This is a genomic window from Pseudomonas sp. DTU_2021_1001937_2_SI_NGA_ILE_001, from assembly GCF_032463525.1.
GTDB lineage: Bacteria > Pseudomonadota > Gammaproteobacteria > Pseudomonadales > Pseudomonadaceae > Aquipseudomonas.
The window spans coordinates 4,727,185-4,753,620 of record NZ_CP135971.1; the positions used below are offsets into that span (position 1 = coordinate 4,727,185).

Consider the following 26,436-nt stretch of genomic DNA (forward strand, 5'->3'; position numbering starts at 1 on the left):
GCGGTTAAGCTGGTTCGCCAGCAGGTCGCCCCCACCAGACGTGGTGGGGGCGGCTTCAGCTCACGGCTGCTGCAGCAGTTTCCCTCCTCTTCACGGCTCACGCCGCCGCTAAAGGTCGAAAACCGGCCTCAAGCCTCTCTTTCCACTTGCCGATGCGGCAGGCTCTTGAAGGCTTCCAAGGCTCGGGTCCTGCTACTGCGCAGGTCGACTATGGGCTGTGGATAACCTTTTACGCCGAACAGCCCGCCTGCGGCCGATGGGTCGTGTACGTCTTTCTTGTTCAGCTCCGCCAGTTCCGGCAGCCACTCTTTGATGAAGCGGCCATCGGGATCGAATTTCTCCGACTGGGAAATCGGATTGAAAATGCGGAAGTACGGCGCTGCATCGGTGCCGGTCGAGGCACTCCACTGCCACCCGCCGTTGTTGGCGGCCAGGTCGCCGTCGATCAGGTGGCGCATGAAGAAGCGCTCGCCTTCGCGCCAGTCGATCAGCAAATTCTTGGTCAGGAACATCGCCACGACCATGCGCAGGCGGTTGTGCATCCACCCGGTTTCCAGCATCTGACGCATGGCGGCGTCGACGATCGGCAGGCCGGTACGCCCCTGCTGCCAGGCTTCCAGGTCCTTCGGCGCGCGGCGCCAGGGCAGCGCCTCGGTTTCGCTGCGAAAGGCGCGGTGCCGCGATACGCGCGGGTAGCCCACCAGAATGTGTTTGTAGAACTCGCGCCAGATCAGCTCGCTGACCCAGGTGACGATGCCCTTGTTACCGCTTTCGAATTCGCCTTGGTTGGCATTCAGCGCGGCCTGCAGGCACTGGCGTGGTGAAATCACGCCGGCCGCCAGGTAGGCAGACAGCTGGCTGGTGCCTGGCTTGGCAGGAAAGTCGCGTTCGCTGTCGTAGTAGTGGATCGCTTCGTCGCAGAAGGCATCGAGGCGCCGCTTGGCCTCTTTCTCGCCGGCCGGCCACAGCGCGCGCAAGGCGTCGCTGGGAGCGTCGAAGCCCTTGACCTTGCCCGGCACCTTGTCGCTGCTGAGTTTCAACGGCGCCTGGGCGCTGTGCAGGCGCTGCGGCCTGGGTGGCGCGCTGTGCAGGCGGGCATAGCAGACCTTGCGGAACTGGCTGAACACCTGGAAATACTGGTCGCTCTTGGTCAGCACGCTGCCAGGGGCGAACAGCAGCTGGTCGAGGTGGCTGCGCCAGGCAATCCCGGCCTTGTCCAGGGCCTGCTGCACGGCCTGATCGCGCGCGCTTTCGTTGATGCCATATTCCTCGTTGGCATGCACGGTCTGCACCTGCAGCTCGCGGCACAGTTTCACCAGTACCTCGGGGGCCTTGTCCCAGGTGTCGGCCTCGCGGATCAGCAGCGGCACGTTCAGGTGCGCCAGTGCCTTTTCCAGTTCCACCAGGTTGCGCAGCCAGAAGTCCACCTTGCAGTCGGCGTCGTCATGCCGTTGCCACTGTGCCGGGCTGAGCAGGTACACGGCGACCGTCGGCCCGTCGCTCAGGGCGGCATTGAGTGCGGTGTTGTCGTGGGTGCGCAGGTCGCTGCGTAGCCAGAGCAATTGCATGGGCGATTCCCTTAGATGATTCCGAGCCTGTTCAGCTCGCTGTGGACTTCGAGCGGGTCACGGGCAAAGCTCAGGTTGGCGATGCCCTCGACGTGTCCGGGCAGCTCTTCGCGGTGGATCACCACGGCGGGGCCGCCGAGCAGAATCGGGCAATGGACGTTGGCCAGGACGCGGGGCAACTGGGTCAGGTTGAGAATCTGGGTGGAATACAGCAGCACTGCGCGCGGCTTGAGGTAGTCGCAGGCCATGGCCAGTTCACCGGGCGGCAGCGGGCCATCGAAGACTTCCACGGGGCAGTCGGCACTGCTGATCAGCCAGGCGGCCAGCCACAGGTGAGGTTCGAACGGCGAGTTGGACTGATTGACCAGCAACAGCCCCGGGCCGCTGACCTGGCGGTTGTTGTGGTAGGTGCGAGCGCCGAACTTGCTGCGCAACCAAGAGTAGAAAAACATGCGCTCCATCTGCCCGCCGAACTGCGTCTGCCAGCGGCGTTCCAGTTCGGCCAGCAGCGGCAGCAACAGTTGTTCGCAGATGGTCCGTGGTGGATAGAGCGACATGGCCCGGTTGAACAGGTCGTCGACCCGGCGTTCGGCCAGCGCGGCGATGCCACCCAGCAGCGAGCGGCGCAGTTCTTCCCAGTCGTTGCCGGGGCGGCTGATGTCCGGGACAGCGGCGTCCAGCAGCGCCTTGACCTGACTGACCGACACACCGCGGTTGAGCCAGGTCAGTATGTTCCTGATGCGCTGTACATGTTCATCGGAGTACAGGCGATGCCCCTTGGCGGTACGGTGCGGAACGATCAGCCCGTAACGGCGCTCCCAGGCGCGCAGGGTGACGGCGTTGACGCCGGTCTGGCGGGCGACTTCACGGATCGGCAGCCAGCCATCCGGCAGGCGTCCCGGCTGAGGGTCTTCGGAAGTGTCGGAAGGTGTATGCATGGTTCAGATGGCGTTGCGCAGGCTGAGCGGCTCCGGATGTGGCTGCATGTAAACCTGCAGGGCCACGTACGGGTCCGGGTGGTGACGGAAATGGTGTTTGAGCAGGGTCAGTGGCACGATCAGCGGCACGATCCCCTGGTGATACTGGTTGATCAGTCCCTGCAGCTCCTGCTTGTCGCCGGCGCTGAGGGTCTGCTTGAGATAGCCGCACAGGTGCTGCAGCACATTGGTGTGGCTGCCTCGGGTGGCGCATTTCTTCAAGGCGTTCATCAGCAGGCTGAAGTATTGCGGGCCGACCTCTTCGGGGTCGCTGCGGCCCATGCTGCCGAGCATCTTGCCCAGTGCCTTGTACTGCGTGACGTCACAAGCCATGAGCTGGTACTTGTAGCGCGAGTGGAATTCGGTCAGCGCGCGTCGGCTCAGGCCGTCCCTGAGCAAGCGTTGCCAGGCGGCGTACGCATAGACACGGGTGATGAAATTCTCGCGCAGCGCCGGGTCGTTGAGCCGGCCGTCTTCCTCCACCGGCAGGTCGGGCTGCCGCTCGCAGAACGCCTGGGCATAGATGCCGCGGCCGCCGCCGTCGAAAGGCGCGCCGTTGTCACGGTAGACCTTGACCCGTTCCAGGCCGCAGGAGGGCGACTTCTGCATGAAAATGTAGCCGCTGATATCGGTCATCTCGCCGGCCATGTGCTCACCGTATTCGGCGAGTTGCCGCGTGACGTTCAGCTCCGGGTGTACGTTGCCGACCGCCTGGGGCCGCTCGGGATCACCGACCAGCCGAATGGTCTCACGCGGGATGCCCAGGCCAATGGCGACTTCCGGGCAGGCAGGAACGAAGTCGAAATACTCGCGCAGGGCGCCGGTGCACAGGTCGGATTGCTTGTGTCCACCGTTGTAACGCACCTCGACGCCCATCAGGCAGGCGCTGACACCCAGCTTGGGTTTTTCAGAGGGGGATACGGACATCAGGCACCTCGCGAACGCTTAAACTTATACAGATGACATACGCTGTACAATGAGAGTTCATCTTAGATGCGGGCTTGTACAAGTCAAATAATTTGTACAAGTGCCTGCGCTGCGGGCCGATTCCACGGCGCAGGGCCGGGGGAGTGAAGGCTTGCCTACTTCCAGCCCATCCGCCAGCGATCGGCATCCTGCAACACTTGCCAGGGCAAGCGCTCGCTACGCTGGGTCAATACGGCCTGCAGTTCGATTTCCAGCACCGTACCTTCCTCGTCGCGGAATAGCTCGGTCACCAGAAAATGCTTCTCGCGATTCTGCGGGGCTGCTGCCGTCCACTTCGACAGCAGCAGTTTGCGGGGGTTGATGCGGTTCAACGGGCAAGGTGCTCCAACAGTCGGTGGGCGGCCTGCTGGCCACTGAGCCAGGCGCCTTCTACGCGCCCCGACAGGCACCAGTCGCCACACACGTAGATACCCAGGTCGGCATCCGACAGCGCGCCCCACTCATGCACCCCGGCAGGGCGTGCATACAGCCAGCGGTGCGCGACGCTGAACAGCGGCGCTGGCATGGCGCAGCTGACCAGCTCGGCAAAGGCACCATGCAGATGGTCGATGACTTCCTCCTTGGGCATATCGACGTGGTCGCGACTCCATTGGCTGGTGGCATGCAGCACCCAGGTGTCCAGGGCGCCGTCGCGGCCTGGCTTGCTGCGGTTGCAGGCCAGCCAGTCGAGCGGGCTGTCCTGCACGAAGCAGCCCTGCAACGGGGTGTCCAGCGGTGTGCCGAAGGCCAAGGCCACGGCCCAGGTGGGGTCCATCTTGACCCCGGCCACCACCCCGGCAAGCTTGGGCGCAGCCGCCAGCAGGGTGGTGGCCTGTGGCGCCGGGGTGGCGATGACCACATGACTGAACGGCCCGTGGCTCTTGCCATCGGCGTCCAGCAGGTTCCAGTGGCGGCTGCCGCGAAAGACTTCGGTGATCCGGCACGAGAAGGTGACCGGCAGGTCGTCGAGCATCGCCCGGGTGATGGCGCTCATGCCCGGTGTACCGACCCAGCGCACCTGTTCATCCGGGGAAGGGCTGAGGCGTCCGCCGTGGTAGTTGTACAGCGAGGGCTTCCATTCGGCGACCCAGCCATTGGCCTGCCACTGGTTGACCGCGCTGACGAAGCGCCGGTCGCGGGCGGTGAAGTATTGCGCGCCCATGTCCAGCGAGCCGGCATCACTGCGCTTGCTGGACATGCGGCCGCCGCTGCCGCGGCTCTTGTCGAAAAGGTGAACGGCGTGCCCGGCGGCGTGGAGCGCCTGGGCGGCGGAGAGTCCGGCGATACCGGTACCGATGATTGCGATAGGTACAGTCATAGGGGCCTCGTTACCTTGTCTGCACAGACTACGCCGTCCTTAAAACCTGTACAATCTCGTAATTTGGTATAAGTTGCAGCGGTTCGCATTTCCAGTGCTGCGCAGCCTGCAACTCGTACTGTCCATGACGGTCTGTCTGTAGCTCATAGACAATGGGCCAACTACCCGGTTCTGGGCAGTAAAGCTCCAATCCTTTCAGGTGTGGCCTATGGTTCAGCAAAGGGACAGTGCGTCACGAATCACGGCCAAGGCCACGGCCTGCAAGCAATAGACTACTCAAAGGCCACGAACGCCACTCAAGGATACCTGCCATGCACATCTTGCTGACCGGCGGCACAGGTTTGATCGGTAAGGCGCTCTGCCAGCTCTGGCAGGCACAGGGGCATCAGCTGACGGTAGTCAGCCGCCGTCCTGGCGAAGTACGACGTTTGTGCGGGGAGGGTGTGCGCGGTATCTCCCGTTTCGCTGAACTCGACGGTCAGCCGGTCGATGCGGTAGTCAACCTGGCGGGTGCGCCTATCGCCGATCGGCCCTGGACCCGCAAGCGCCGGTTGCAGTTGTGGGAGAGTCGTATCGGCCTGACCGAGCAGCTGCTGGCCTGGATCGAAAGCCAGACGCAGCGACCGCAGGTGCTGGTGTCCGGCTCGGCGGTGGGCTGGTATGGCGATGGTGGCGAGCGCGAGCTGGATGAGCACCAGCAGCCAGTCAAGGACGACTTCGCCAGCCAGCTGTGCCAGGCCTGGGAAGAAACCGCGCTGCGTGCCGAGGCCCTCGGTCTGCGCGTGGTCCTGGTGCGCACGGGCTTGGTGCTGTCTGGCCAGGGCGGCTTCCTGCAGCGTCTGCTGCCGCCATTTCGCCTGGGGCTGGGTGGGCCGATTGGCAGCGGCCGGCAGTGGATGCCCTGGGTGCATATCGACGACCAGATCGGGGCGATAGATTTTCTCTTGAACCAGGCCGCTGCCCGAGGTCCCTATAATCTCTGTGCGCCTTCGCCGGTGCGTAACCGCGCATTCGCCAAGACGCTTGGCGGTGTGCTGCACCGTCCGGCGTTCATGCCGCTGCCGGCGTTGCCGCTGCGCCTGCTGTTCGGCGAGATGTCCGGCCTGCTGCTCGGGGGCCAGCGTGCTCGTCCGACGCGGCTGGGCGAAGCCGGTTTCGTGTTCCGCTTTACCGAACTGCACGACGCCTTGGCTGACGTGCTGGCTCCCTCATCGAAATAGGATCTTGCATGACCGATCACGCGCTGTTGCTGATCAACTTGGGCTCACCGGCCTCCACCAGCGTGGGTGACGTGCGCCGCTACCTCAATCAGTTCCTGATGGACCCCTATGTCATCGACCTGCCGTGGCCGGTGCGCCGGTTGTTGGTGTCGCTGATCCTGATCAAGCGTCCGGAGCAGTCGGCCCACGCCTACGCCTCGATCTGGTGGGACGAAGGCTCGCCACTGGTGGTGCTCAGCCGCCGCTTGCAGGCGCGCATGCGCGAAGAATGGCCGCACGGTCCGGTAGAACTGGCGATGCGCTACGGCGAGCCGTCCATCGAATCGACCCTGGTGCGCCTGGCAGGCCAAGGCATCGGCAAAGTGACCCTGGCACCGCTGTACCCGCATTTCGCCGACAGCACGGTGACCACGGTGATCGAAGAAGCGCGCCGGGTCATCCGTGAGCGCGGCCTGAGGCTGGAAGTGGCGCTGCTGCCGCCATTCTTCGACCAGGCCGAATACCTCGATGCGCTGGTGCAGAGCGCCACGCCGTTCCTGGAGCAGCCGTACGATCACCTGTTGCTGAGCTTCCATGGCTTGCCGGAGCGCCATCTGAGCAAGCTCGACCCGACCGGGCAGTGCTGCTTCAAAAGCGATGACTGCTGCATGAGTGCGCCGCCGGAAGTGCTCAAGACCTGCTATCGCGCCCAGTGCATGCAGTCGGCGGCGGCGTTCGCCAGGCTGGCCGGCATTGCGGATGGCAAGTGGTCTGTATCGTTCCAGTCGCGTCTGGGGCGAGCCAAGTGGATCGAGCCCTATACCGAGACACGCCTCGACGAGCTGGCGGCCCAGGGGGTAAAGCGGCTGCTGGTGATGTGCCCGGCGTTCGTCGCCGATTGCATCGAGACGCTGGAAGAGATCGGCGACCGTGGCGCCGAGCAGTTCCGCGAGGCAGGAGGGGAGGAACTGGTGCTGGTGCCGTGCCTGAACGACGACCCGAACTGGGCCGCCGCACTCAAGCGCCTTTGCGAGACCACCACCCAGCCCCTGTAGGACCGGCTTCAGCCGGGATGCCTTTCCCGGCTGAAATCAGCCCTGTCAGGCCACATCAAGGCAGGCGATCTTCCGCCTGCTTGTGCTTCCAGCCGTCGTTGCCCGGCAGGATCAGGTTCAGCGCGATGGCGGTGATGGCGCACAGGGCGATGCCCTTGAGGCCGAAGTCATCCGGGCCATCGCCAGTGCCGACCAGCACGCCGCCAATACCGAACACCAGGGTCACCGAAACGATCACCAGGTTGCGCGCCTCCGCCAGGTCCACCTTGTGGCGGATCATGGTGTTCAGGCCCACCGCCGCGATGGAGCCGAACAGCAGGCAGAGAATGCCGCCCATCACCGGTACCGGAATGCTTTGCAGCAGCGCGCCGAACTTGCCGATGAACGCCAGGCTGATGGCGAACACCGCCGCCCAGGTCATGATCTTCGGGTTGTAGTTCTTGGTCAGCATCACCGCGCCGGTGACTTCCGCGTAGGTGGTGTTGGGCGGACCACCGAACAGGCCGGCCGAGGTGGTGGCAATGCCGTCGCCCAGCAGGGTGCGGTGCAGGCCGGGAGTCTTCAGGTAGTCACGACCGGTCACGCTGCCCACCGCGATCACCCCGCCGATGTGCTCGATGGCCGGTGCCAGGGCCACCGGGACGATGAACAGGATGGCCTGCCAGTTGAATTCCGGTGCGGTGAAGTGCGGCATCGCCAGCCAGGGCGCTGCGGCGATCTTGCTGGTGTCCACCACGCCGAACCAGAACGACAGCGCGAAGCCCACCAGCACGCCGGCGATGATCGGCACCAGGCGGAAGATGCCCTTGCCGAATACGGCGACGATCAGGGTGGTCAGCAGCGCCGGCATGGAGATCCACATGGCGGTCTGGTAGTGGATCAGTACGGAGCCGTCACCGGCCTTGCCCATGGCCATGTTGGCGGCGATGGGCGCCATGGCCAGGCCGATGGAAATCACCACCGGGCCGATCACCACGGGTGGCAGCAGGCGGTCGATGAAACCGGTGCCCTTGATCTTCACCGCCAGGCCCAGGAAGGTGTAGACGAAGCCGGCGGCCATTACGCCGCCCATGGTCGCCGCCAGGCCGAACTGGCCCTTGGCGAGAATGATCGGGGTGATGAAGGCGAAGCTGGACGCCAGGAACACCGGCACCTGGCGGCCGGTCACCAGCTGGAACAGCAGGGTGCCGAGGCCGGCGGTGAACAGCGCGACGTTGGGGTCGAGCCCGGAAATCAGCGGCATCAGTACCAGGGCGCCGAACGCCACGAACAGCATCTGTGCCCCCGACAGCACGGTGCGCCAAAGGGGGTCATTGAACTCGTCATGCTTCATCGGCTCAGGCGTCCTTCTGCTTGGTGCCGAAGATCTTGTCGCCGGCATCGCCCAGGCCGGGAATGATATAGCCATGTTCGTTCAGGCGCTCGTCGATCGACGCAGTGTACAGCTGTACATCCGGGTGGGCCTTCTCCACCGCAGCGATGCCTTCCGGTGCGGCAACCAGCACCATGGCGCGGATTTCCTTGCAGCCAGCCTTCTTCAGCAGGTCGATGGTGGCGACCATTGAGCTGCCGGTGGCCAGCATCGGGTCGATGATCATCGCCAGCCGTTCGTCGATTTCCGGCACCAGCTTTTCCAGATAGGTGTGCGCCTGCAGGGTTTCTTCGTTGCGCGCCACACCGACGGCGCTCACCTTGGCACCGGGGATCAGGCTGAGCACGCCGTCGAGCATGCCGATGCCGGCGCGCAGGATCGGCACCACGGTGATTTTCTTGCCGGCGATCTTCTCGACCTGCACCGGGCCTGCCCAGCCAGGAATCTCGTAGCTTTCCAGCGGCAGGTCGGAGGTGGCCTCGTAGGTCAACAGCGCGCCGACTTCCTGGGCCAGTTCGCGAAAATTCTTGGTGCTGATGTCGGCGCGGCGCATCAGGCCGATCTTGTGGCGGATCAGCGGGTGGCGGATTTCACGGATGGGCATGGGCAAAGGGCTCCTGGAGGCGGGCAAAAAACGGCCTAGATTAATCGATTCGGCGGTTACTGTCTTACGGCAGATGAAGTATCTTCCTACCCATTTTCGCTGCCGAAGTGATGATTCCATCGACGTCAGTCTAGATCTGCTTGCCCTCGAACGAGGGGATGCGTACCTTTGCCGGTTTTTCTCATTGTTAACTGGAGCGATTCATGTCCGCTGATCTCGAGCATATCCGTCAAGTCATGCGCGAGGCTGACTGCCTTTACAGCGAGGCCGAGGTCGATGCCGCCATCGCCCGCGTCGGTGCGCAAATCACCGCTGAACTGGCCGATCGCAACCCGGTGGTGTTCTGCGTGATGAACGGCGGCCTGATCTTCTGCGGCAAGCTGCTCACCCACCTGAAGTTCCCTCTGGAAGCCTCTTACCTGCATGCCACCCGCTACCGCAACGAAACCAGCGGCGGCGAGCTGTTCTGGAAGGCCAAGCCGGAAGTCTCGTTCATCGACCGCGACGTGCTGATCATCGACGACATCCTCGATGAAGGTCACACCCTGGGCGCGATCATCGACTTCTGCCGTCACGCCGGTGCCCGCGCTGTGCATACTGCCGTGCTGATCGACAAGGATCACGACCGCAAGGCGCGCCCCGAGTACAAGGCCGACTACGTGGGCCTGCCGTGCGTGGACCGCTTCATCTTCGGTTTCGGCATGGACTACAAGGGCTACTGGCGTAACGCCGCTGGCATCTATGCGGTCAAGGGCCTGTAAGCAGCCGGGCGCGGCGACTGGACGACAAGGAGTGTGTCAATGAAATCACTGATGATCAGCGCCGCGCTGGCCCTGGCGCTGCTTGCCGGCAGCGCTGTGGCGGGGCCCATGCACGAGCAGTACCTGCCGCCGGATGACCAGAGTCTGCGCGAGGGCACGCCTGAGCAGCAGCAATTGATGCTGATTACCGAGTATTCGGTGGTGGTGGGCAACCAGCGGCCCTCCAACCAGCAACCGATTCCGGTCACCGCGCCGCTGTCGATCAGCCTGCGCGGCAAGCCGCTGAACAAGGGCGCGACCCTCAGCGAGGTGCAGATCCACTTCGACGGTGAAAGCAAGAGCCTGAAGAGACCTAGTTTCGATGCCGCCAGCCGCACCCTGACGCTGTATTACCCGCAATCGCATTACCGCACGCTGGTCGACCTGCTGCGCAACGAGAAGGTCTACTGCCAGTTCCTGGTGTACGCCAACGGGCATGTCTGGGCCGACCTGCACACGGCCGGGGCAAAGCCGCGTTGAGCTAAGCGGCGTGGCGGATATACACTGCCCGCCCCGTGAAAGTGACCGTGCCCCTTGGAGCCCGCAATGCGTAAAGACAAGAAGCAGATCATCGGCGACGAGATCGGTGACGAGCAGATCAAGCTGTTCCTCGAATTCGAGCCCGTCGACGCCACCTCGCCGTCGCTGCACAAGCTGATCAAGGCCTACCGGGGCCTGCGCATCGATGATTTCGAGCGTTTCCTGGTGTTCTTCCGTGAGGCGGGCTACGACCTGGACGGCAAGGACGCACAAGGTCAGACCTTCGTCGAGCTGATCAAGGACCAGCGCAACGCCGATGACTACATCGAGTTGGTGGAGAAGGCGCGCGCCGCCTGAGGCCATTGTCTGTGAGCGAGCCGGCTCGCTCACATCGGCCTGTCAGTTTCGCGGCTGGTAGGCCTTGCCGTAGTGCCTTTCCAGGCGCGCCTGGAGCAATTCCAGGCCGATCGACATGATCCAGTACAGCGCCGCCGCCGTGGTCAGCATCTCGATGTAGCGATAGCTGGAGCGGCCGTAGGACTGGGCCAGGAACATCACTTCCCATACCCCCATCACTGAAATCAGCGACGAGTCCTTGAGCATCGAGATGAACTGGTTGGTGGTCGGCGGGATGATGGTGCGCATCGCCTGCGGTAGCGTAATCAGCCAGAACACCTGGGCCGGGCGCAGCGCCAGGGCCATGGCGGCTTCGCGCTGGCCAGCGGCGACGCCAATGATGCCGGACCGGAAGATCTCGCTGAGGTAGGCGCCGTAGTTCAGCGACAGGGCGATCACCCCGGCGAGAATCGCCCCCGGCACCACGCCGATTTGCGGCAGCCCCAGGTAGATCAGCAGAATCTGGATCAGCAGCGGTGTGCCGCGGAAGAACGAGGCATAGAAGCTGGCGATGCCGAACGCCACCGCACTGCGCGACAGCCGCGCCAGGGCGGCGACGAAGCCCAGCAGTACCGAGACCACGATCGAGCACAGACACACGAACAGTGTCAGCGCCGCACCTTGCAGGAAGCCGTTGGGCGCCAGGTGCAGGCCGACCAGGTTGGGCAACTTGTCGAGGATGATCGAGAACTTCAGGTCGAAGCTCAGGAAGAAACCGGTGAACAGGGCGAACATCGTCGCCCAGGTCAGGTACAGCCGGGTCCTGAAGCCGAACAGGCGCTTGAGCAGACCCTGTCGGGCCGGCACGGGAGGGCGTTTCGGAAAGCTGGTCATTTACTGATGTCGGCGCCGATCCACTTCTGCGACAGGCGGGCCAGTGTGCCGTCCTTCTTGAGTTCTTCGAAGACCTCGCGAACCTTGGCGTTCCACTCGGCATCGCCTTTCTCGATGGCGACGAAGTTCGGCTCTTCGTACAGGGCCGGGCCGGCCAGCTTGAAGCGCTTGTCCTGGTCCAGGCGAGGCTGGGCAGTGACCAGGTTGGTCAGCACCGCATCCAGGCGCTTGCCGGCACCCAGGCCGAGGTCCTGGAACGCCACGTTGTCGTTGTCGTAGGGGGCGATCTGCACGTTTTCGAACGGATACTCCAGGGGCTTGCCGCTGCCGCCTTCGATCACCAGGTTCTTGTTCAGGTAGCTCTCGTAGCTTGACGCGCTGGTCAGGCCGACCTTCTTGCCGCTCAGGTCCTTGGCAGCGTGGATACGGTCATCCTGGGCGTTGACCACGATCACCGCTGGCGACGCGTAGTACTCCACCGGGAAGTCGAACACTTCGGCACGCGACTGGCTGGGGGTCATGGAGCAGATGCAGATGTCATAGCGGCCGGCCCAGCGGCCTGCGGCGATCACGTCCCAGGAGGGCGTTTCGAGGCGCAGCTTGACGCCCAGCTTGTCGGCCACGGCCTTGGCCACGTCGACATCGAAGCCATCTAGCTGGTTCTGGTCGTTGAGGAAGGAGAAGGGCGGGTAGCTCTCCATCAGCACGTTGACCAGTTCCTTGTTGTCCTGCACACGCTGCAGGGTCGCGCCCGCCAGGGCCTGGCTGGAGACGGTCAGGGCGAAAAGGCCGATACCCAGAAGCGCACGTAGTTTCACGAAGGAACCTCGAAATAATGGTTGTCGTTTGAAGAAAGTGGCGTATTAAATACGTTATATAAGGCTCAATTCTAATGAGTCTTTTTCATATGTATATAAGTAGAGCGAATATGACTCAAGGTTCGACAGTAATTCTCGACGGCGGCATGGGCCGCGAACTGCAACGCCGGGGCGCGCCGTTCCGCCAGCCGGAGTGGTCGGCCCTGGCGCTGACCGAGTCTCCGCAAGCGGTCGTTGCGGTGCACGCCGCGTACATCCAGGCAGGTGCCCAGGTCATTACTGCCAACAGCTATGCGGTGGTGCCGTTTCATATCGGCGAGGAGCGCTTCGCCCGTGAAGGTCAGGCGCTGGCAGTAACCGCCGGGCAACTGGCCCGGCAGGCCGCCGATGCGGTCGGTGGGCGGGTACTGGTGGCCGGTTCGCTGCCACCGCTGTTCGGTTCCTACCGTCCCGACCTGTTCGATGCCTCGCGCGCCGCACAGGTGTTGCAGCCGTTGGTGACGGGGCTGGCCCCCCATGTGGATCTGTGGCTGGCGGAAACCCAGAGCAGCATCATCGAGGCACGTACCATCCGCGCCGGTTTGCCAGCCGATGGCAAGCCCTTCTGGCTGTCGTTCACCCTGCAGGATGAAGACGTCGACGACACTCCGCGCCTGCGCTCGGGCGAGCCAGTGGCCGACGCCGCGCGTGCGGCAGCCGAGCTGGGCGCGGCGACCCTGCTGTTCAACTGCAGCCAGCCGGAAGTGATCGGTGCCGCCATCGATACCGCCCGTGCCGTGTTTGCCGAGCTGAACGTGCAGATCGGTGTGGGGGCCTACGCCAACGCCTTCCCGCCACAGCCCAAGGACGCCACCGCCAACGATGGCCTGGACGAGCTGCGTGAGGACCTCGACCCGCAGGGTTACCAGCAGTGGGCCGCCGACTGGGTCAAGCGCGGCGCCACGCACATCGGCGGCTGCTGCGGCATTGGCCCGGAGCACATTGAAGTGCTGGCCCGCAGCCTCTGATCTTCCCCGCAAGGCGCTACGCCCTTGCATACCTGGCCTGTAAAAACACAAAACCCCGTGGCTCGGCGAGCAGCACGGGGTTTTGCGTTTGACTGGCGGTCAGGCCATCAGGCGATGCTTTGTGCTTCGCTCTCCTGGTGTGCCGCCAGGTTCAGGGCTTCGTCGCTCTGTGCGCTGATGCGCTGGTACAGCTGCGCATCGCTGGCCAGGGCCTTCTCACGAGCCGGGAAGATCTCGTTGAGCTTGGCTGTCCATTCACCCTTGGCCTTGTCGGCGAAGCAGCGTTCGATCAGCTCAAGCATGATCGATACGGTCACCGAGGCCCCAGGCGAGGCGCCGAGCAGGGCGGCCAGGGAACCGTCGGCGGCCGCGACCAGCTCGGTACCGAACTGCAGCACGCCGCCTTTCTTGGCGTCCTTCTTGATGATCTGCACGCGCTGGCCGGCGATCTCCAGGCGCCAGTCCTCGGCTTTGGCCTGCGGATAGAAGCGGCGCAGCGAGTCGAGGCGCTGTTCCATGGACTGGCGCACTTCGCTGACCAGGTATTTGGTCAGGTCCATGTTGTCGCGGGCCACGGCCAGCATTGGCTTGATGTTGCTCATGCGCACCGACAGCGGCAGGTCGAGCAGCGAGCCGTGCTTGAGGAACTTGGTTGTGAAGCCGGCGAACGGTCCGAACAGCAGAGACTTCTTGCCATCGACCACGCGGGTGTCCAGGTGCGGCACCGACATCGGTGGCGAGCCGACCGCTGCCTGGCTGTACACCTTGGCCTGGTGCAGCTTGACCACCTCCGGGTTGTCGCAGCGCAGCCACTGGCCGCTGACCGGGAAGCCGCCGAAGCCCTTGCCTTCCTCGATGCCGGACATCTGCAGCAGCGGCAGGGCCGCGCCGCCAGCGCCGAGGAACACGAAGCGGGCGTCGATATCGCGGGTGCTGCCGGTATTGACGTCCTTGATGGTGACGGTCCAGCCCTGGCCGTTGCGGGTCAGGTTGGTCACGCGCTTGTTGTACTTGACCTGGGCGTCAGGCTCGCTGGCCAGATGCGCGAGCAACTGGTTGGTCAGGGCGCCGAAGTTGACGTCGGTGCCGTTGGTCATGCGGGTGGCACAGAGCTTCTGGTCGGCCGGTCGGCCGGCCATCATCAGCGGCATCCACTCCTTCAGCTTGCCGTGGTCTTCGGTGTATTCCATCGCGGCGAAGGCATGGTGCTGGCGCAGGGTTTCGAAACGGGTCTTGAGGAACGACATGTCCTTTTCGCCCTGCACGTAGCTCAGGTGCGGGACGGGATTGATGAAGGTACTGGTCGTCTTGAAGCTGCCCTTGCGCACCAGATAGGCCCAGAATTGCTTCGAGACCTCGAACTGCGTGTTGATGTGCACGGCTTTCTTGATGTCGACGGATCCGTCGGCGGCTTGCGGGGTGTAGTTCAGCTCGCACAGGCCGGCGTGACCGGTGCCGGCGTTGTTCCAGGGGTTGGAACTCTCTGCAGCGCCGGAATCCATCAGCTCGACGACTTCCAGCTTCAGGCTGGGGTCGAGCTCCTTGAGCAGCACGCCCAGCGTGGCACTCATGATGCCCGCTCCGACCAGTACTACGTCGACTGCTTCGTTATGCGCCATTAACGCGTCTCCAAAATCTGCAACACCCAATGGACGGCCTGCGTTCCCGAGGCTGATTGCCAGGTATTGAGGGCATGATGCGGCATCATGCTTCGCACGTCCTGGCCGGGAACGAGTGTCCGGTTTTCAGGATCTGCCCGAGGGCGCCGGTCAGCGATGCTCAAGGGGCGGATCCCAGCAATGTTTTGCATCTCACGCGCAGGTCCGGCAGGGCTGCAAGGGGTTCATCCAGACGATCATGAACGCATTTTGCAGCCTGTGGGGCCATACGACCATCGTCAGACGCCTGACGATGACTCTGCGTGGTGACGTTCGACCCTGCCTGGGGAAGCCGATGATGACGCCGGTGCATCTACAAACCTATTCATGTGCTCGCCACACTCTTGTGAAGTTGTGAAACCCGTTATTTCGTGCCTCTTTTTGGAGACGCGAACCAAACCTCAAAAGGGGCTGCGAGGGCAGCTCCGGCATGTCCGCTGTTCACAAGTGAGGCGTCGGGGGGCGCGAAAGGTTCGATCGGATCCGAGCGAGTGCGCGCCGCCCATCGAATCATCGCGATACGACCGGACTGCGTGGGCGGCTCTCTGTGGGCATTGCGAAGGAGCTAATTTCGTGGATTAGCGATGCAGCGAGGCCCGATCAGGAGACGTCCTTATAATCGGGGGGAGATTATAGCGATGAAACATCGGGAATTGGTTGGCCTGATTGACATTTATGTCGATTAATTCAGGCCGCCAGCAGCAGGCGCAGCGCCGAGCGTGCGGCACGTGGCGTGATCCGGGCGCTGGCGGGCAGGGGCTGACCCAGCCAGACCAGGCGTTGTTCGTTGACCTCGACCCACTCGCCGCCCTGTGGCGCGTGGCTGCAGTGTTTGAAGGCACGGCAGATACCGCTTTCATCCAGGCGTGCGAAGTGGCGCGGGGCAGGGCGTGCGCTGAACAGAGACCGGAAAAAGCTCATGACGATGCTCTCTTTGGAAAACTGCGCACAGCTTGGCGCAGTGAAGTGACATGCGCATTACAATGCCGCTGGCGCTGAACCAGCAGGCGCTGCCAGCGGTCGGATTTTCGCTATACTGCCGCCCATCGATTGCCTGCCCCCGTGGAGATATGAGCATGCTGCGTCGCGTTTTGTTTGGTCTGCTTGCCGTAAGCAGTTTGACCCTGGTCGGTTGTGCCCACAGCCCGCAACAGCTGAGCCCGCAGCCGCGCATTACCGCGCAGCTGGCGCCGGTCGGCCATGGCCAGCCGGTGGTCGTGCGTGTCGTCGATGGCCGCCAGAGCCAGGTGCTGGGCACCCGTGGCGGCATGTATCCGGAAACCAGCTCCATCACCGTCAGCGGCGCCGACGTGCTGCCCAAGCTGCAGGCCCAGGCAGAAGCCGCCGTGCGCCTGCTCGGCTTTACGCCGACTCAGGGTGGCAATGCCCCGCAGTTGACCGTGACCCTGGCTGACCTGCGCTATCAGTCGCCGAAGGAAGGCATGTACGTGACCGAAGCGACCATCAGCTCGACCTTCCGTGCTGACGTGCGCAACAACGGCCGTTCCTACAATGGCCGTTACGCCGCCTCGCTGGACCAGCGTTTCGGCATGGCGCCCAACCAGGAAACCAACACCAAGCTGGTCGGCGATGTCCTTAGCGATGCCCTGACCCGCGTGTTCCAGGACCCGACCATCGGTAACACCCTGGCGCAGTAAACGGCGCCCGTCATGAAAAAGCCCGGCCTCTTGTGAGAGGGGCCGGGCTTTTTCATGGGGCTGTGTTTTTGCCTCAGTGGCTTTTTGCGCCAGCCAGGGCCACGGAAAAATCCAGGAAGCTCAGGCCGGTCTGCGGGTCCTGCTCGGGCAGGTCATGGTGCTGATGGCCGCCGAGGGCGCAGTACACCAGCCAGCGGTGATCGTGGACGTTGAAGGCCAGGCCGTCGATGAGCTCTTGTTGTTCATCGCTCTGGGCGATGTGGTAGAGGCGGTCCTGATTGTTGGCGTGCAGCATGTCGACTCCAGAATGTGCGGGCAATCCCTGCAAAATGCCCGGCCGGCGCATGCGCGGGCCGGGCGTCCTTTTGAAGGGCCATACAATGCCCTGCCTGGATGACGATATGGTGACGACGCCGTGCTCAGGGCAGTGCCAGACCAGCCTTGAGCCGGTACTGGTTGCGCACCGGGGTCGCGTACTGCTGGATCATGTAGGGGCGGTGCTCGGGCGGGCAGCCGGCCAGGCGGGTTTCCCATTCGTTCCGGGCCTTTTCCAGCTCCTCGGCGCCGAACAGTTCGCTGGCCTGTGGCACCTGTAGCTGCGGGTCGGCCTCGCTCCACTGCGCCCAGGCCAGGTAGTGCACCGGGAACAACCGATAACCGGTGAGAATCTGCCGGTCGATTTCCGCAGCCAGCTGCTTGGTGTCTTCGAACTGCTCGGTGACCGGCGGGGCGAAGTTCACGTGCACCCGGCCCTTGTAGCCGGTGATGCCCAGGGCGATGCTGATATCGTCCTCGCCTGGCGTTTTGGCGTAGCCGCCGGTGCTGGCACGGATGTACAGCTCGCGGGCCTTGGCCTGGTCACAAGGGTCGTATTCGTAGCTGATCGAAACCGGAATGAGGTTCAGCGAACGGATCACGTCGCCGAACGGCTCGTCCTTGCGGCTCATGTGGAACATCTTGAGGATCGCTGACTCGGTGCGGTCGTCGCCATCCTTGGCCCGGCCCTCGGCCTGGGCGATCCAGATCGACTGCCCGTCGCGGGTGATCGAGTGGTTGATGTAGGCCGACAACAGTTGGTAGGCGGCCATCTTCTCGCGGCGCCCGCTGATCGAACGGTGCACGATGAAGCTCTTGTTCAGGCGCATCAGGTCGCTGACGAAAGGCTTCTGCAACAGGTTGTCGCCAATCGCGATACGTGGCGTGGGCAGGCCGGCGTGGTACACCGCGTAGTTGACGAACGCCGGGTCCATCACGATATCGCGGTGGTTGGCGAGGAACAGGTAGGCGGTGCCAGACTTGAGCTGCTCGACACCGGCGTAGGTCACGCCATCGGTGGCGCGTTCGATGGTGTGATCGACGTAGAACTCGATCTTGTCCTGCAAGGTGGCTACCGAGTCGATCCCGGCGAACTCCTTGCGCAGCTTGCGCGCCAGCGCCGGCTGCAGGAACCAGCCGAACGAACGGGCCAGGCGCGGAAAGCGGAACTTGGTCAGGGTAGCGAGGAAAGCCTTGTCACTGAGCAGGCGCGCCAGAACGGCTGGCACTTCCGCGTCGTCATAAGGCCGGATGGCATCGAATTCGCCCATCATGCTCTCTTGTAGGGGGTCTAAAACAGGTAATGAAAAGGCTGGTCTGAATTAAACGGATACCAGAATCCGGGTTCAGTAAAAAGAACCGGCCTTCGAACAGTGGCCGATTATACGCAAAACTCAAGGAGCCGACCCGATGCAGGAACTACAGGAATACGATTGTCCCTATTGCGGCGAACCCGTCGAGGCGGTTTTGGACCTCTCCGCCGGAGATCAGACCTACATTGAAGATTGCCCGGTGTGCTGTCGGCCGATCGTTTTCGACCTGCGTACCGATGGCGAGCAATGGACGCTGGACGTACGTAGCGAGAACGAGTGATGCAACGTATCTATGAGCCTGAACACCTGCATGAAGGCGAGCTGTTGCTGGGGATGCTGGCCAGCGAAGGCATCCAGGCACACCTGGTCGGCCGCGACCTGCTGGGCGCGGTCGGTCACCTGCCAGTCAGCGGCCTGCTGGGCATCGTGGTGGATGACGAGCAGGTCGAGCGCGCGCTGGCGCTGATCAGCGCGTACAATGCCGCCTTGCCTGTGGACGGCGACGAGCCGGACAGTATTCCCGACGTGCTGGTGTGTTGAGATGTGTGGACGTTATGCCCTGTTTCGCTGGAACCGGGAATTTGCCGGGCTGCCGGGGTTTCCCCCCGACCAGCAGGCGCAATGGAACATTTCCCCGGCGCAGTGGGTGTTGATGCTGCGTGCCGATGAGCAGGGCAACCGCAGCCTGGCGCGTGCCCGCTGGGGGCTGACCCCGGCCTGGCTGACCGACCTGTCGCGTACGCCGGCCCATGCGCGTGCCGAAACCCTCGCTGAACAGCCGATGTTCCGCGACGCGTTTCGTCAGCGGCGCTGCCTGTTGCCTGCCAATGGCTTCTACGAGTGGCGCGGCAATGCCCGCAAGCAACCTTTCTGGCTGACCCCTGGCGAAGGCTCTTCGCTGTTCTTCGCCGGCCTCTGGGAAAGCTACCCGGTGCAGGAACAGAACTGGCTGAGCGTGGCGGTGGTCACCCAGGCGGTGCTGACCCAGCGCCGTCCGCTGATCCTCGATGAGGAAGGTCAGCGCCTGTGGCTTGACCCTCAGACGCCCGAGCATGTCCTGCAGGGACTGCTGGCCTCACGGCAGATGCAACTGCGTGAGCGCCCCCTGGCCAACCTCATCAACGACCCGACCCTCGATGGCCCGGCGTGCCTGACGCCGGCCTAGTCGCGGCTAAAGCCAATACAGGTCAATTAAGAACTCTTCGGCTTTTGTTGGAGCTTGCTCGCGAACAGGTCAGTAAACCCCCCATGCATCTGTTGTGAACAGGCGGTCGCTTCGCGGCTGAAGCCGCTCCTACCCGGTCTAACTGCCTCGTATTGGCCTAGCCCCAATACTGCTCGCTTAAGCGGCATGTGGCCCGGTGGGAGCGGCTTTAGCCGCGAAAGCGCCAGGAAAATCACTGCATCTGCTGTGAACATGCGGTCGCTTAGCGGCTGAAGCCGCTCCTACCCGGTCTAACTGCCCCGTATTGGGCCTAGCCCCAATACTGTTCGCTTAAGCGGCATGTGGCCCGGTGGGAGCGGCTTTAGCCGCGAAATAGCCAGGAAAATCACTGCATCTGCTGTGAACATGCGGTCGCTTAGCGGCTGAAGCCGCTCCTGCCCGGCCTAACTGCCCCGTATTGGGCCTAGACCCAATACTGTTCGCTTAAGCGGCATGTGGCCCGGTGGGAGCGGCTTTAGCCGCGAAATGGCCAGGAAAATCACTGCATCTGCTGTGAACAGGCGGTCGCTTAGCGGCTGAAGCCGCTCCTACCCGGTCTAACTGCCACGTATTGGGCCTATCCCCAATACTGTTCGCTTAAGCGGCATGTGGCCCGGTGGGAGCGGCTTTAGCCGCGAAATAGCCAGGAAAATTACTGCATCTGCTGTGAACAGGCGGTCGCTTCGCGGCTGAAGCCGCTCCTACTCAGCCTAACTGACCCATTGGGCCTAGACCTTGAACTGGTTGATCAACCGCCTCTGCTGCTCGGCCAGGCGGGTCAGCTCGGCGCTGGCCTGGCTGGCCTCGTCGGCACCACTGGCCACCTGTCCGGCGACCTGGCCAATGCTGATGACGTTGCGGTTGATGTCTTCGGCCACCGCACTCTGCTCCTCGGCAGCGCTGGCGATCTGGGTGTTCATTTCGTTGATCACCGATACCGCCTGGGTGATGCTGTTCAGCGCTTCTGCCGCCTGTGCGGCGTGATCGACGCTTTCGTCGGTGCGTGCCTGGCTGTCCTGCATGACCTGCACCACCTGCCGGGTGCCGGATTGCAGTTGCTGGATCATGGTCTGGATTTCCTGGGTCGCCTGCTGGGTCTTCTGCGCCAGGTTGCGCACCTCGTCGGCGACCACCGCGAAACCACGGCCCTGTTCGCCGGCGCGTGCGGCTTCGATGGCGGCGTTGAGGGCCAGCAGGTTGGTCTGTTCGGCGATGCTGCGGATGGTGGTGAGGATCGCATCGATGCTCTCGCTGTCGCGCGAGAGGTTCTGCACCACCTCCACCGCCCGGCCAATCTCCCTGGCCAGGCTGCCGATGGCGCTGGAGGTGTTCTGCACGATGCCCATGCCTTCGCTGGCCGCGCTGTCGGCGTTGTTGGCAGCTTGCGCGGCCTTGGTGGCATTGAGTGCGACATCCTGGGCCGTCGCGGTCATTTCCTGCACGGCGGTGGCGACCTGGTCGATTTCCGCCAGTTGTCGCTGTACGCCCTGATTGGTGCGAATGGCGATATCGGCTGTGTGCTCCGAGGAGTCGCTGACTTTCTGCACCGAGCTGACCACCTGGCTGATCATGGTCTGCAGCTTGCCGAGGAAGGTGTTGAAGCCGCTGGCAATGCGGCCCAGTTCATCGGCGCGGTCGCTGTGCAGGCGGCGTGTCAGGTCACCTTCGCCCTGGGCGATGTCATCGAGCATGGCGACCATCTGCTTGAGTGGTCGGGCAATGCCCCGGGCGGCCAGCCAGATCACCAGCAGGCCGATGGCCGCGATCAGCAGCCCGACCAGGCTCATGCCGAGGATGTCGCTGCGGCGCTGAGCCTGCAGGTCGTTCTGCAGTTTCTCCTGGTCGGCCATCACCGCGCTGAGTGGCAGTTGCATCATCAAGGTCCAGCGAGCGCTGGTGCTGCCCAGGGTGAAAGGCATGTACACCTCGATGTGGCCGTGCTCTTCGTCCAGGTCGTAGCTGACCTGGTCGTTGGACAGCTTGGCGAGGTTGGCGATCTCGTTGGCGTCGAACAGGCTGCTGGCCTTCTGGCCGAGCTTGCTCTTGTCCTTGGTATAGGCCACCAGGCCGCCATTGCTGGCGATCAGGGCGATTTCACCGGCACCGTTGTAAAGACCCTGATCGGCCTTCTCCAGCATGTCCTGGATGAAATCCACTGAAAGGTCGGCACCGGCGATACCCTGGAACTGGCCGTTGACCATGATCGGCGCAATGAACGAGGCCAGCATCACGGTGCGGTTGCCGATGGGGTAGGGCGCTGGGTCGACCACGCAGCCCTTGCCGGTTTCCTTGGCGCACATATAGAACTCATTGGCGCGCACACCGGTAGGCAGCAGGGCACTGTTGTCCAGATCGGTGACCTTGTTCAGCTCGACGCTGCCATCGTCGTTGCGGTACCACAACGGAATGAAGCGTCCGTCGGTGTCAATGCCAGGGTATTCACGGTCGGTATAGGCCGCGTCGTTGTGCAGCAGGCCATTGCGTTCCCAACTGATGTAGCTGTCGATCAGCCGTGGATTCTTCTCAAGGGCATCGCGGGTCAGGGTGATGAGGGCTTCGCGGCTCATCTCCAGTTGCGCACGGCCCTGTTTGTCAGGGGTTCCGGCCAGGGCGTTAACCTGTGCCAGGTTGGCGGCGATCTGCAGCGGTGTCTCCAGTTCGCGGCGTATAGCCTGGGCCTGGCTGTGGGCCAGGGCCTCGAGGCGTTGCCTGACCGCCAGCTCCGACTGCTCTCGGGTGCGCTGCTCGACCAGTGCCTGCGTCCGTGCTCCGGAATACAGCGCGTAACTGATGAACGCTACGGCCACACCCAGCACGACGGCGCCGGCGAGAAAGGCGATGGAGAACTGGATCGACTTGAATTTCATACCCGCTCCCTGGAAAAAAGGACGCTGTGCCTTAAGCGCTATCGCCCAGTGGGCGGAAATCATTAGGCCTATTCATGCACCTTTTACCGAGTTGATCTGACAGTTTGGCGGGCAGGGAACCAGTGGGCGGGGAGAAGAGACAAATACGGCAATTGGCCGGTATCTGGCGCGCCAGCGTATCGCGGCCTAGGATGAGCGCCACGTGAGTAAGGAGAACCCAGTAATGCGTCAGACTTTTGCCATGTGTGCCTTGGGCGCCGCCCTGCTGCTTGCCGGTTGCCAGGCGGTGAATACCACCAGCGGCGATTCGGTCGGTGTAGAGCGCAAACAGTACATGTTCAGCATGTTGTCTACCGATGAGGTGAACAAGATGTACGCGCAGTCCTACCAGGAGACAGTGGGCGAGGCGTCGAGCAAGGGTGTGCTGGACACCACCAGCAACGATGCCAAGCGAGTGCATGCCATCGCCGACCGGCTGATCGGTCAGGCACCGAAGCTGCGCCCGGATTCGGCGCAGTGGCAGTGGGAAGTCAACCTGATCAAGAGCGACGAGCTCAACGCCAACTGCGGACCAGGCGGCAAGATCATCTTCTATACCGGGCTGATCGATACCCTGAAACTGACCGACGATGAAATCGCCGCCGTGATGGGGCATGAAATCGCCCACGCCCTGCGCGAGCACGGTCGTGAGGCGATGTCCAAGGCCTACGGCGTGGCGATGGCCAAACAGGGCGCTGGTGCGCTGTTCGGCCTGGGGCAGGACAGCCTGGCGCTGGCCGATACCGTGGTCAACTACAGCATGACCCTGCCCAACAGCCGCAGCAACGAGAACGAAGCCGACCTGCTGGGGCTGGAGCTGGCCGCGCGTGCCGGTTACAACCCCAATGCAGCGATCACGCTGTGGAAGAAGATGAGCGCGCAGAGCGAGGGTTCGCCTCCCGAGTTCATGAGCACTCACCCGGCTTCGGACAGCCGTATCGCCTCCTTGCAGGCGGCGATTCCGAAAGTCATGCCGCTGTACGAAAAAGCCAAAAAGTCCTGATCCACGACCAAGGCGTGGCGCCGGCCACGCCTTTTCCGGCCGTTACAGCCAGCCGCTGACCTGCATGGCCTTGTACACCGCCACCAGGGCCATGACGAAGAAGGCCGTGGCTGCCAGGCGGCGAATCAATGTCAGTGGCAGTTTCTCGGCAGCGAAGTTGCCAGCCAGCACCACCGGCACGTTGGCGATCAGCATGCCGAGGGTGGTGCCGAGGATGACCAGCCACAGGTAGCTGTACTGGGCGGCGAGCATCACCGTGGCGACCTGGGTCTTGTCCCCGATTTCGGCGATGAAGAAGGCGATCAGGGTGGTCATGAACGGGCCGAACTGGCGCTTGGTGCTGGCCTCGTCGTCATCCATTTTGTCCGGCACGAGGGTCCAGAGCGCCGTGGCGGTGAAGCTGGCGGCGAGGATCCAGTGCAGCACGGCATCCGAGAAGAACTGGCTGAACCAGGCCCCGACGGCGCCGGCGGCAGCGTGGTTGGCCAGGGTCGCAGCGACGATGCCGGCAATGATCGGCCAGGGCTTGCGGAAGCGGGCCGCCAGGATCAGTGCGAGCAATTGGGTTTTGTCGCCGATTTCAGCGAGCGCCACGATGGCGGTAGGGACGAGCAGGGATTCCAGCATCAGGGGTTCCAGAGGGCGGGTCGACACGGCTAATGACACGTACAACCTCCCCGCCCTGGGTAAGGATGTGCGTGTCATAGGTCTTGTCAAACCGCTGATCCGTCTGAGGCGGATTCTGGGTCGCACGCACCATGGTCTGCGGACCAAGTATGTTGATGCATGCCGGACGAGCTGAGCGCTCGTGGGAGACTACTCCCCTAGGACGGAGCGGATTCTGCCTAGCCGTTTCGCTTTGGGCAAGCGTTTATTTCATCCGCGCACGGCACTGTAGATCCTGAAGCCGTTACCTTCCGCCAGGGTCTGGCAAGCGCCCACATGCGCCTCGATGAGCGGCTGGTAACGCAGGAAACTATTCGCCACAAGGCGAAGTTCGCCGCCTTTTTTCAGATGTTCGCTGGCTTTTTTCAGCAGGTTTTCCGATGCCTGATAGTTGGTGTGAACCCCGGTATGGAACGGTGGGTTACTCAGGATGACCTGCAGCCCGGCGGGGGCGGCGTCGATGCCGTCACCGGTGATGACCTGGGCCTGCAAGCCGTTGGCGGCGAGGGTCAGCGTGCTGCTGGCAGTGGCGAAGGCGTCGACGTCGAGCATCACCACCTCGCTCTGCGGGCTGCGACGCTTGATGGCGGCTCCCAGCACGCCCGCGCCGCAGCCGAAGTCCAGCAGGGCGCCAGCGGGCAGGCCGTCCAGATTTTCGAGCAGCAGTGCAGTGCCGCGGTCAAGCCGTCCATGGCTGAACACGCCGGGCAGGCTGACCACTTGCAGCGGGCCGTCGGCCAGGGGCACTTCGTAAGTGCGTGCCAGGCTTTGCAGCGGTCGTGCTTGCGGAGCCTGCTCCACACCGACCAGCCAGAGCTGGCAGTGCCGCGCGCTGTCGAGCTTGCGAGGCTTGCCGAACGGATGCAATTGCTTGGAAGCGGCTTCGATCCCGCCGCGTTTTTCGCCGACCAGGAAGAGTTCGCGACCCTGCAAGCGTGCCGCCAGGGCATTGAGCAGGTAGTCGGCAAGGTCGCGCGCCTTGGGCAGGAACAAGACCGCGGCATCGAAATCGCCAGCAGGCGGCTCGACACCGAAATGCGTCCGTCCGGCGAAGCGAGCTTCAAGCGCGGCATGGTCACCGGCATGCCAGGACCAGCCGCAGGCGTCGGGCAGCTGGCCCATCAGGTCGTCGGCCGGCAACCCAGCCAGCAGTACCTTGCCTTGAAACCGCTCGGCCTGGCGGAGAATCACTTCACTGCGCGGGTCCATGTCCTGACTCCTGGAAAAAAGGGCGCAGTTTAGCAGGGGCGTCAGGGCGAGCTACAGGCTTCACGCCACGACGCGCAGCGGCGAGCCTGCGAAGAACTGCCGGGCATTCTCGGCGGTCTGCGCGACGATGCGCTGCCGCGCTTCTCGGGCGCCCCAGGCGCTGTGCGGAGTGACGATCAGCCGTGGGATGTCGGCAGCCAGCAACGGGTTGCCGTTCACCGGTGGCTCGACGCTCAGCACGTCGGTGGCCGCACCGCCCAAATGGCCGTTGCGCAGCGCATCGGCGAGGGCCTGTTCGTCGATCAGCCCGCCACGTGCGGTGTTGACGACCAGCGCATGCGGCTTGAGCAGCGCCAGCTCGCGAGCACCGAGCATGTGGCGGGTCTGCTCGTTGAGCGGGCAGTGCAGGGTCAGGGCATCGACCTGTGGCAGCAGTTCTTCCAGGGGCAGGCGGTCGGCCCGTGCCGGACGGCCTGGCACCTGGCCGAGCAGCACGCGCATGCCGAAGGCTTCGGCCAGCCGCGCCACGGCACCGCCCAGCTCGCCATGGCCGAGCAGGCCTAGCGTCTTGCCTTCCAGCTCGACGATCGGGAAGTCCAGCAGGCAGAACTGTGTCGACTGCTGCCAGCGACCTTGCCGGACGGCCTGCTGGTAATCCGGCAGGCGAGTGGCCAGGGCCAGCAGCAGGGTCAGGGTGTGCTGGGCAACCGAGGGGGTGCCGTAGCCCTGGCAGTTGCACACCGTTACCCCGTGTTCGCGGGCCGAGACCAGGTCGACATTGTTGGTGCCTGTGGCGGTGACCAGCACCAGCTTGAGCTGCGGGCAGGCGGCGAAGGTCTGGGCATCGATCACCACTTTGTTGGTGATCGCCACCTGCGCGCCCTGCAGGTGCTCGACCACTTGCTCGGTCGAGGTGCTGGCGTGCAAGGTCAGCTCGGTGAAGCTGTCACGCAGGACGCCGAGGTCGAGGTCGCCCAGGTCGAGGGAGGAGTAGTCCAGAAAAACGGCGCTGCCGGCGTGTTTCATCAGCTGTACCTTTTTTGTTGATCGATGAAGTTGTAAGGTGATGTGTCGTTTTTCTACCACATACCGCCCGTCGCCGAGGCGGTT

The 26,436-nt window shown here is 63.5% G+C and carries 28 protein-coding genes, 1 pseudogene and 1 riboswitch; of the genes and pseudogenes, 11 read left to right on the forward strand and 18 right to left on the reverse strand.

Going from position 1 to position 26,436, the window contains the following annotated elements; all coding sequences use genetic code 11:
- Nucleotides 1-128: 128 nt before the first annotated feature.
- The 5 genes from phrB to RRX38_RS20620 all read right to left on the reverse strand — a co-directional run bounded on the left by phrB (nucleotide 129) and on the right by RRX38_RS20620 (nucleotide 4,829).
- The gene (phrB, locus tag RRX38_RS20600; protein ID WP_315960482.1) at nucleotides 129-1,568 is read right to left on the reverse strand and encodes a deoxyribodipyrimidine photo-lyase; all 1,440 of its coding nucleotides are present in this window, start codon (nucleotides 1,566-1,568) and stop codon (nucleotides 129-131) included.
- Between the two features lie 11 nt (nucleotides 1,569-1,579).
- A complete protein-coding gene (locus tag RRX38_RS20605) occupies nucleotides 1,580-2,506 on the reverse strand; it encodes a MerR family transcriptional regulator (protein ID WP_315960483.1) in 927 nt (308 codons plus the stop codon).
- Nucleotides 2,507-2,509: 3 nt separating this feature from the next.
- Nucleotides 2,510-3,472, reverse strand: a complete 963-nt coding sequence (locus tag RRX38_RS20610; protein ID WP_315960484.1) for a DUF523 and DUF1722 domain-containing protein — start codon at nucleotides 3,470-3,472, stop codon at nucleotides 2,510-2,512.
- A 155-nt stretch (nucleotides 3,473-3,627) separates the two neighbouring features.
- Nucleotides 3,628-3,843: a TIGR02450 family Trp-rich protein gene (locus RRX38_RS20615; protein WP_295471506.1), complete on the reverse strand. Its 216-nt coding sequence runs from the start codon at nucleotides 3,841-3,843 to the stop codon at nucleotides 3,628-3,630.
- Complete coding sequence (locus RRX38_RS20620; protein ID WP_295471503.1) at nucleotides 3,840-4,829, reverse strand: NAD(P)/FAD-dependent oxidoreductase; 990 nt, start codon at nucleotides 4,827-4,829, stop codon at nucleotides 3,840-3,842. The genes RRX38_RS20615 and RRX38_RS20620 overlap by 4 nt, the downstream gene beginning before the upstream one ends.
- A 311-nt stretch (nucleotides 4,830-5,140) precedes the next feature.
- On the opposite strand from RRX38_RS20620, the gene RRX38_RS20625 reads away from it, so the two are divergent.
- Nucleotides 5,141-6,049, forward strand: a complete 909-nt coding sequence (locus RRX38_RS20625) for a TIGR01777 family oxidoreductase (RefSeq protein ID WP_315960485.1) — start codon at nucleotides 5,141-5,143, stop codon at nucleotides 6,047-6,049.
- Nucleotides 6,050-6,057: 8 nt separating this feature from the next.
- Nucleotides 6,058-7,083 carry a ferrochelatase gene (gene hemH / locus RRX38_RS20630; protein WP_315960486.1) on the forward strand — a complete coding sequence of 342 codons (1,026 nt, stop codon included), beginning with the start codon at nucleotides 6,058-6,060 and terminating at the stop codon, nucleotides 7,081-7,083.
- A gap of 55 nt (nucleotides 7,084-7,138) precedes the next feature.
- Here the strand turns inward: hemH and RRX38_RS20635 are convergent, their stop codons facing one another.
- Nucleotides 7,139-8,416, reverse strand: coding sequence for a uracil-xanthine permease family protein (locus tag RRX38_RS20635; protein WP_295471498.1), 1,278 nt, complete (start codon nucleotides 8,414-8,416; stop codon nucleotides 7,139-7,141).
- Nucleotides 8,417-8,420: 4 nt separating this feature from the next.
- The gene (upp, locus tag RRX38_RS20640) at nucleotides 8,421-9,059 is read right to left on the reverse strand and encodes a uracil phosphoribosyltransferase (RefSeq protein ID WP_295471496.1); all 639 of its coding nucleotides are present in this window, start codon (nucleotides 9,057-9,059) and stop codon (nucleotides 8,421-8,423) included.
- Between the two features lie 203 nt (nucleotides 9,060-9,262).
- Here upp and RRX38_RS20645 point away from each other — a divergent pair, with 203 nt between their 5' ends.
- From RRX38_RS20645 to RRX38_RS20655, 3 genes are all read left to right on the forward strand, one after another.
- Nucleotides 9,263-9,820 (forward strand): hypoxanthine-guanine phosphoribosyltransferase, encoded by a 558-nt coding sequence (locus tag RRX38_RS20645; protein WP_295471494.1) that lies wholly within the window; start codon nucleotides 9,263-9,265, stop codon nucleotides 9,818-9,820.
- Nucleotides 9,821-9,859: 39 nt separating this feature from the next.
- On the forward strand, nucleotides 9,860-10,339 hold the full coding sequence (locus RRX38_RS20650; RefSeq protein ID WP_295471493.1) for a hypothetical protein: 480 nt from the start codon (nucleotides 9,860-9,862) through the stop codon (nucleotides 10,337-10,339).
- A 66-nt stretch (nucleotides 10,340-10,405) separates the two neighbouring features.
- The gene (locus tag RRX38_RS20655; protein ID WP_295471491.1) at nucleotides 10,406-10,696 is read left to right on the forward strand and encodes a PA4642 family protein; all 291 of its coding nucleotides are present in this window, start codon (nucleotides 10,406-10,408) and stop codon (nucleotides 10,694-10,696) included.
- A 42-nt stretch (nucleotides 10,697-10,738) separates the two neighbouring features.
- Here RRX38_RS20655 and RRX38_RS20660 read toward each other — a convergent pair whose 3' ends face one another.
- The gene (locus RRX38_RS20660) at nucleotides 10,739-11,569 is read right to left on the reverse strand and encodes an amino acid ABC transporter permease (RefSeq protein WP_315960488.1); all 831 of its coding nucleotides are present in this window, start codon (nucleotides 11,567-11,569) and stop codon (nucleotides 10,739-10,741) included.
- Nucleotides 11,566-12,387: an ABC transporter substrate-binding protein gene (locus tag RRX38_RS20665; protein WP_295471487.1), complete on the reverse strand. Its 822-nt coding sequence runs from the start codon at nucleotides 12,385-12,387 to the stop codon at nucleotides 11,566-11,568. Before RRX38_RS20665 ends, RRX38_RS20660 begins: the two co-directional genes overlap by 4 nt.
- 110 nt (nucleotides 12,388-12,497) lie before the next feature.
- Between RRX38_RS20665 and RRX38_RS20670 the strand changes: the two genes are divergently transcribed.
- Nucleotides 12,498-13,394 carry a homocysteine S-methyltransferase family protein gene (locus RRX38_RS20670; protein WP_315960489.1) on the forward strand — a complete coding sequence of 299 codons (897 nt, stop codon included), beginning with the start codon at nucleotides 12,498-12,500 and terminating at the stop codon, nucleotides 13,392-13,394.
- A 107-nt stretch (nucleotides 13,395-13,501) separates the two neighbouring features.
- On the opposite strand, the gene mqo is transcribed toward RRX38_RS20670, so the two are convergent.
- Together mqo and RRX38_RS20680 are read right to left on the reverse strand one after the other, a co-directional pair.
- Entirely contained in the window at nucleotides 13,502-15,013 is a 1,512-nt protein-coding gene (gene mqo / locus RRX38_RS20675; protein ID WP_315960490.1) for a malate dehydrogenase (quinone), read from the reverse strand.
- Nucleotides 15,014-15,739: 726 nt separating this feature from the next.
- Nucleotides 15,740-15,973 carry a hypothetical protein gene (locus RRX38_RS20680; RefSeq protein ID WP_315960491.1) on the reverse strand — a complete coding sequence of 78 codons (234 nt, stop codon included), beginning with the start codon at nucleotides 15,971-15,973 and terminating at the stop codon, nucleotides 15,740-15,742.
- A 155-nt stretch (nucleotides 15,974-16,128) separates the two neighbouring features.
- Between RRX38_RS20680 and RRX38_RS20685 the strand changes: the two genes are divergently transcribed.
- Nucleotides 16,129-16,710 (forward strand): YajG family lipoprotein, encoded by a 582-nt coding sequence (locus tag RRX38_RS20685; RefSeq protein WP_295471480.1) that lies wholly within the window; start codon nucleotides 16,129-16,131, stop codon nucleotides 16,708-16,710.
- Nucleotides 16,711-16,783: 73 nt separating this feature from the next.
- On the opposite strand, the gene RRX38_RS20690 is transcribed toward RRX38_RS20685, so the two are convergent.
- Nucleotides 16,784-17,005, reverse strand: a complete 222-nt coding sequence (locus RRX38_RS20690) for a hypothetical protein (protein WP_295471478.1) — start codon at nucleotides 17,003-17,005, stop codon at nucleotides 16,784-16,786.
- Between the two features lie 124 nt (nucleotides 17,006-17,129).
- Nucleotides 17,130-18,299 carry a 1-acyl-sn-glycerol-3-phosphate acyltransferase gene (locus RRX38_RS20695; protein WP_315960492.1) on the reverse strand — a complete coding sequence of 390 codons (1,170 nt, stop codon included), beginning with the start codon at nucleotides 18,297-18,299 and terminating at the stop codon, nucleotides 17,130-17,132.
- Between the two features lie 136 nt (nucleotides 18,300-18,435).
- Between RRX38_RS20695 and RRX38_RS20700 the strand changes: the two genes are divergently transcribed.
- Genes RRX38_RS20700 through RRX38_RS20710 form a run of 3 tightly spaced genes read left to right on the forward strand, consistent with a single transcriptional unit; the run spans nucleotide 18,436 to nucleotide 19,503 of the window.
- Entirely contained in the window at nucleotides 18,436-18,618 is a 183-nt protein-coding gene (locus RRX38_RS20700) for a CPXCG motif-containing cysteine-rich protein (protein WP_295471475.1), read from the forward strand.
- Nucleotides 18,618-18,878: a putative signal transducing protein gene (locus tag RRX38_RS20705; RefSeq protein WP_295471474.1), complete on the forward strand. Its 261-nt coding sequence runs from the start codon at nucleotides 18,618-18,620 to the stop codon at nucleotides 18,876-18,878. Before RRX38_RS20700 ends, RRX38_RS20705 begins: the two co-directional genes overlap by 1 nt.
- Before the next feature lies 1 nt (nucleotide 18,879).
- Nucleotides 18,880-19,503 (forward strand): SOS response-associated peptidase, encoded by a 624-nt coding sequence (locus RRX38_RS20710; protein ID WP_315960493.1) that lies wholly within the window; start codon nucleotides 18,880-18,882, stop codon nucleotides 19,501-19,503.
- A gap of 767 nt (nucleotides 19,504-20,270) precedes the next feature.
- Here RRX38_RS20710 and RRX38_RS25130 read toward each other — a convergent pair.
- Both RRX38_RS25130 and RRX38_RS25135 read right to left on the reverse strand, forming a co-directional pair.
- Entirely contained in the window at nucleotides 20,271-21,113 is an 843-nt protein-coding gene (locus tag RRX38_RS25130) for a methyl-accepting chemotaxis protein (protein ID WP_410524923.1), read from the reverse strand.
- A gap of 15 nt (nucleotides 21,114-21,128) precedes the next feature.
- Nucleotides 21,129-22,472 (reverse strand): annotated as a pseudogene (locus RRX38_RS25135) (HAMP domain-containing protein); the annotation flags it as partial.
- Between the two features lie 160 nt (nucleotides 22,473-22,632).
- Here RRX38_RS25135 and RRX38_RS20720 point away from each other — a divergent pair.
- Nucleotides 22,633-23,451: a M48 family metallopeptidase gene (locus tag RRX38_RS20720; protein WP_315960495.1), complete on the forward strand. Its 819-nt coding sequence runs from the start codon at nucleotides 22,633-22,635 to the stop codon at nucleotides 23,449-23,451.
- A gap of 42 nt (nucleotides 23,452-23,493) precedes the next feature.
- On the opposite strand, the gene RRX38_RS20725 is transcribed toward RRX38_RS20720, so the two are convergent.
- The 3 genes from RRX38_RS20725 to RRX38_RS20735 all read right to left on the reverse strand — a co-directional run bounded on the left by RRX38_RS20725 (nucleotide 23,494) and on the right by RRX38_RS20735 (nucleotide 26,352).
- The gene (locus RRX38_RS20725; RefSeq protein ID WP_295471467.1) at nucleotides 23,494-24,078 is read right to left on the reverse strand and encodes a TMEM165/GDT1 family protein; all 585 of its coding nucleotides are present in this window, start codon (nucleotides 24,076-24,078) and stop codon (nucleotides 23,494-23,496) included.
- A gap of 15 nt (nucleotides 24,079-24,093) precedes the next feature.
- A riboswitch (yybP-ykoY riboswitch) is annotated at nucleotides 24,094-24,288 on the reverse strand.
- A 39-nt stretch (nucleotides 24,289-24,327) separates the two neighbouring features.
- Entirely contained in the window at nucleotides 24,328-25,326 is a 999-nt protein-coding gene (locus tag RRX38_RS20730; RefSeq protein ID WP_315960496.1) for a class I SAM-dependent methyltransferase, read from the reverse strand.
- Between the two features lie 60 nt (nucleotides 25,327-25,386).
- The gene (locus RRX38_RS20735) at nucleotides 25,387-26,352 is read right to left on the reverse strand and encodes a 2-hydroxyacid dehydrogenase (RefSeq protein ID WP_315960497.1); all 966 of its coding nucleotides are present in this window, start codon (nucleotides 26,350-26,352) and stop codon (nucleotides 25,387-25,389) included.
- Nucleotides 26,353-26,436 lie beyond the last annotated feature (84 nt).